A 4,471-nucleotide genomic window follows, 5' to 3' on the forward strand; every position below is an offset into this window, starting at 1 on the left:
TGATAAATGCCGCCTGATTTAGAAATAATTGCTGTGGCGAAGCATGTTTGATATCTTTGTTTAACTTATCGAAAGTTTCTTCTGCTTTGCCAAATAATTTATCAAGTTGTGTAAGTGATAAATCCGTATTTTGAATGAAAACAGTTGTTCTTGGATGGATGTATTCCAGAAAACTTTCTCTGTTTTCTTGTAAAGATTTATTTTCGAAGTTGGGAATAATTGCAATTTTTTGTTTCTTTTCGATAGAAAGCTGTGTGGCAACATCGAAAGTACGAATGCTATCGACTTCATTGCCGAAAAACTCAATCCGATACGGATTTTCATTGGAAAAAGAAAACACATCTAGGATACCACCACGAACCGAAAATTCGCCAGGTTCGGTTATAAAATCTACTCTTTTGAATTCATATTCAAACAATACTTCATTTATAAAATCGATAGAAACCTGATCGCCAACCGAAATTTTGAGTGTGTTTTTTTCAAGTTCTTTTTTAGTAACTACTTTTTCGAAAAGTGCTTCCGGATACGAAACAATAATGGCTGGTTTTTGGCGGGAATTAATTCTATTTAAAACTTCCGATCGAAGCAAAACATTGGCATTATCTATGTCTTCAATTTGATACGGTCGGCGATATGAACTTGGATAAAAAAGCACATCCTGATCGCCAACCAGTTGTTCCAAATCATTTAAAACATAGGCAGCTTCCTCCTTTTCATTGCATAATAACAGAAAAGAATGTTCGCTTTTTTCAAATAATGCCTGCACTACAAAGGAAAGCGACGAACCTATTAATCCTTTAATCTGAATTTTATTATCGCCATTAATTGCTTTAGATATGTTAACAATTTTGGACTGCTCGCTGTATTTCTTGGAAATGATTTTTATGCTCAAAAGAAAAAGATTTTATACAAAGATAGTTTTACTTTTTAAGCAAAAAAAATCCTGTTGTTAAATTACAACAGGATTTAGTGTATGGGATTTGTGAATTTAAAAAATTATTTTTCGAAGTAAGTCTGACCTTTGACTTCTTTTAAACTCAAAATCTCTTCAGAGTAGTAAAGGTCTTTTTCTAGCTCTTTGTAATCATAATTTGCAAAGCTGCACGAACGTGTTTAATATTTCGATTATTTTAAAATAAATTAAACAATAAAAAATACTTATGACCACCTTGATCTATCATGATCCATGCTGCTAGCTTACTGGTTGTTGGTTCAAAAAGTAATGTTCCCAAAGGGTTTTCAGGATCTTCTTTTCTGTAGTATACTAAAACATCAGGACTATTAATAAACATCTTTTCACCGCTAATACTTGTTTTAGCAATATTTTGATCAAACGGTTCATATATCTTATGTTTTTTATAGAATCTTATAGGCTTAGCATCTAGATTGTTAACTCCAATGCTGTCTATCCTTTTTTTTAAAAAAGAAAAAATAGCATCAAATTTTGATAATCTTGGTTCTCTTCTTTTAGCAACAGTATCTTTTAAAACATAATCGAAATAGATATATTTATCAAACAAGGTATCCTTTGAAATCTCTGCATTTTGTTTCTTGTATACATAATTAGCTAATTGAAAAAATCTTAAATACTGGGATTTTTCATTTTTTGTCCAGTCTTGTAGTTCCTTATCTTGCCCGAAAGCCAAAGAAGAAGTCACTAAGAAAATTATAAACATTATTTTTCTCATTTGGTTTGATTTGTTAAGCACTTTTTATCTAGTCTGCTGAAGATATGCTGTGAATGTAACATAAATTGCTTTTTACAAAATTGTATTATTTGTTGTAAGTTGTGGTTTTTTAAATAAATATATTATCAAAACAAAGCTTAAAACCAAGTATGTTATTGTTGGCATCGTGTAATACCAATATGATAAATCATTAATCTTAAAAGCATAAAACAAATGAAAATATTGGATTATAATACTTGATATAATGATATACCTTTTTCTAGTGAAAATTAATACTAAGCTAATTACTGTTATTAATGCGATGAAAAATTCAAAATTCAATTCTATGATTAATCCTTCTTTTGGAAAATATAGGAATACTTGAAAAATGAGTACTAATAAAATTCCTATGTTAGGTATAGCAAGTTTGCCAGATGGGATAATAATTATACAAAAGATGAATATTAAAAACACTCTTAAATTTATTTTACTCATATTAATTACAATTATTAGCTGAAGCAACACCTCCATTAGTATTCTTAGTTGCTCCTGTTGGAATAAGTAAGTTTCTTAAAACAAGGACAAATTAGTTTTAAATTCTTTTTCAGAAACTTCATATAGTTTTTCATAAGTAATTATTTCTTTGCAATTAAAAACAACTGTCCCTTTTTTAGGGACAATTGTTTTGTTTTGAGAATATAAGTTTATTGAAAAGAACAAAATTATTAAATAGCTGATTGCTTTCATGATTTTATATTATTTCAACTTCTACGAAGTTATTAATTTCATTTAGTTCTTGAAATCTCATCCCAGTAAAACCTAGTTTTTCTATTTCATTTTTTAATTTTTCTGAAACATAATAACCAGCCATTCTAGAACATGCACATCTAAGAAAGTGAACATTAGTTTTATCTCCATTTACAACTATTTTTTCTGGTTCAAGAAAAGGTTTGTTGTTTCCAATTAGTGGATATTGTCTATGTTTTTCCATACAATCCTCATCAGTAATCACTTTAACAGTTTCGTCAAGTTTAACCCACTTTCTGTCATTACCTTTTGTGTATAATCTAAAAACGGATTTCTCATAATTTATAAAATCAGATTTAGGATTATCAAGAAAAAAAATATAATAATCATAATTTATTTCTTTGTGTTTTGCTAATATTTTCCATGTTTGAAATGTTCCAACAAAGTATGATTTTATGAACTCAAGAAATGGTTCGTTAATTATAAGATACACACTGTCTGATATAATCCCCATTTCTATTAGCGAAGTTGTTTTAGCGCTTTTATAAAAGTCCAACGTTGGTATTGCAGGATTTTTATGAACTGAACTAAAAAGACCTTGAGTGCCAAAGGCACCATCATCATAAGGTCTACCTTCCCAAGTAATTTTTTGTACTTGTGGATAATGACCTACCTCTTTTTTTTCATATGAATATGTTATTCTATAATACTTCATTAATTTATGGTATTAAAGTTGCTATTTGTCCTAGAGTCATATTGGGATTAGCTGCTATAATATCTCTTACATCATCCATATAATTGGTTAGTAAGTCATAAGCCAGTTCCATATTTCCATTTGCATCTCCATACAAAATTTGCATTCTAGCTTTAATCTTTGCAGAATAAATGGAGTGTCCATTTAAATGAAAATCTTTAGGAATTGGAATTCCATTTGCAATGTCATTGATATGAAAAGCTTTCTTAGCTTGAGAACTGAATCTTGCAGCAAGTTGAACCAAAGGTTCACTAGATAACCCATATGGTATAACGTGATGAGCGTGTATTGCATTGTTTACTATTCCTAAAACTTTTCTTAATTGACTTCTATTGCTGAATACGATAACACCATTAGCTAATTTATAAGCTTTTAAGATGACTCTTTTACTATTGCTTAAAATATAAACGCGCTTAGTAATTCTTGCTACTGTTGTCCAGTCTCCTGCGAAAGGCGCTGCAGCCGTCAAACTAATAACACCGTTCATATAATCGCCACTCGCCACATAAAGGGCACCGTTTGTTACATCAAAAATGGCACCTATACCAGGAGCCATTCCTAATATATCTCCCATTAAATGTAATGTTTCTAAACTAGCTTCAAGATATATTTTTGTAATTTCAAATGTTGTAAAAACATGATTATTTGGATATGAACTCATAATAACACTCATTTCTTGTAATGTCATAACGCTGTACATAACAAGATGGTTTAAATTTCCTAAACCTGGTCCAAGTGTGGCTAAATTTTGCTGAATTATAGAATTTGCTTGATTACTACCTAAATTATTCAGATTTCCTGAATTTACTAAATCCAATGTTATTTTTAATGCTGTTTGCGCTTCAGTACTTATTCCGTTTTCACTATTCTCAGATTCATAAACTACAAAATTGAGTAACTCTTTAATAAATGCCATTGCATTTTCATCATACACACCCTCGTCCATAGAATTATTTTCAAGATAAGTAAATATTGCATTTTTTTGTACCGCAGGCAATTGCATAAAATAGTTTTCCAAAAGAGCACTATTCAGATAAGTATGATAAAATTTTCTTTTTTTCAAAATCATTTCATGGCTTTCAAGTCCACCAACTGGAGAAGTGGCAACTCCTGAGTTCACTCCAACCGAACCACTTCCGCCACCAGTGTTTCCACCACCGCCGCTACTTCCGCCATATCCCATAGGGTTGTGCGGGTCATTTGAGTAAGAACATTCGAAATAGGTATAATAAAATTGTGCAAGAGTACATTGTGATCCAACAAAATGGTTTGATGTGTATGTTCCCACACAATTGCTACACAT

At 30.5% G+C, this 4,471-nt stretch carries 3 protein-coding genes and 1 pseudogene; all 4 read right to left on the reverse strand.

The features are described from left to right. A pseudogene (locus RMN92_RS10530) lies at positions 1–892 on the reverse strand (transcription-repair coupling factor); the annotation flags it as partial. A gap of 238 nt (positions 893–1,130) precedes the next feature. Continuing rightward, positions 1,131–1,688 carry a hypothetical protein gene (locus RMN92_RS10535; RefSeq protein WP_309609404.1) on the reverse strand — a complete coding sequence of 186 codons (558 nt, stop codon included), beginning with the start codon at positions 1,686–1,688 and terminating at the stop codon, positions 1,131–1,133. A gap of 730 nt (positions 1,689–2,418) precedes the next feature. Further along, positions 2,419–3,129, reverse strand: coding sequence for a hypothetical protein (locus RMN92_RS10540; RefSeq protein ID WP_309609405.1), 711 nt, complete (start codon positions 3,127–3,129; stop codon positions 2,419–2,421). Between the two features lie 4 nt (positions 3,130–3,133). Beyond that, on the reverse strand, positions 3,134–4,471 hold a 1,338-nt coding region (locus RMN92_RS10545), incomplete at its 5' end, for an AHH domain-containing protein (RefSeq protein ID WP_309609406.1).

The organism is Flavobacterium sp. (assembly GCF_031363805.1).
Lineage (GTDB): Bacteria > Bacteroidota > Bacteroidia > Flavobacteriales > Flavobacteriaceae > Flavobacterium.

What these genes read in the sequence shown, in the direction of transcription:
- RMN92_RS10535 (WP_309609404.1), bottom strand. Translation starts at nt 1,688, where the DNA reads ATGAGAAAAATAATGTTTATAATTTTCTTAGTGACTTCTTCTTTGGCT.
- RMN92_RS10540 (WP_309609405.1), bottom strand. Translation starts at nt 3,129, where the DNA reads ATGAAGTATTATAGAATAACATATTCATATGAAAAAAAAGAGGTAGGT.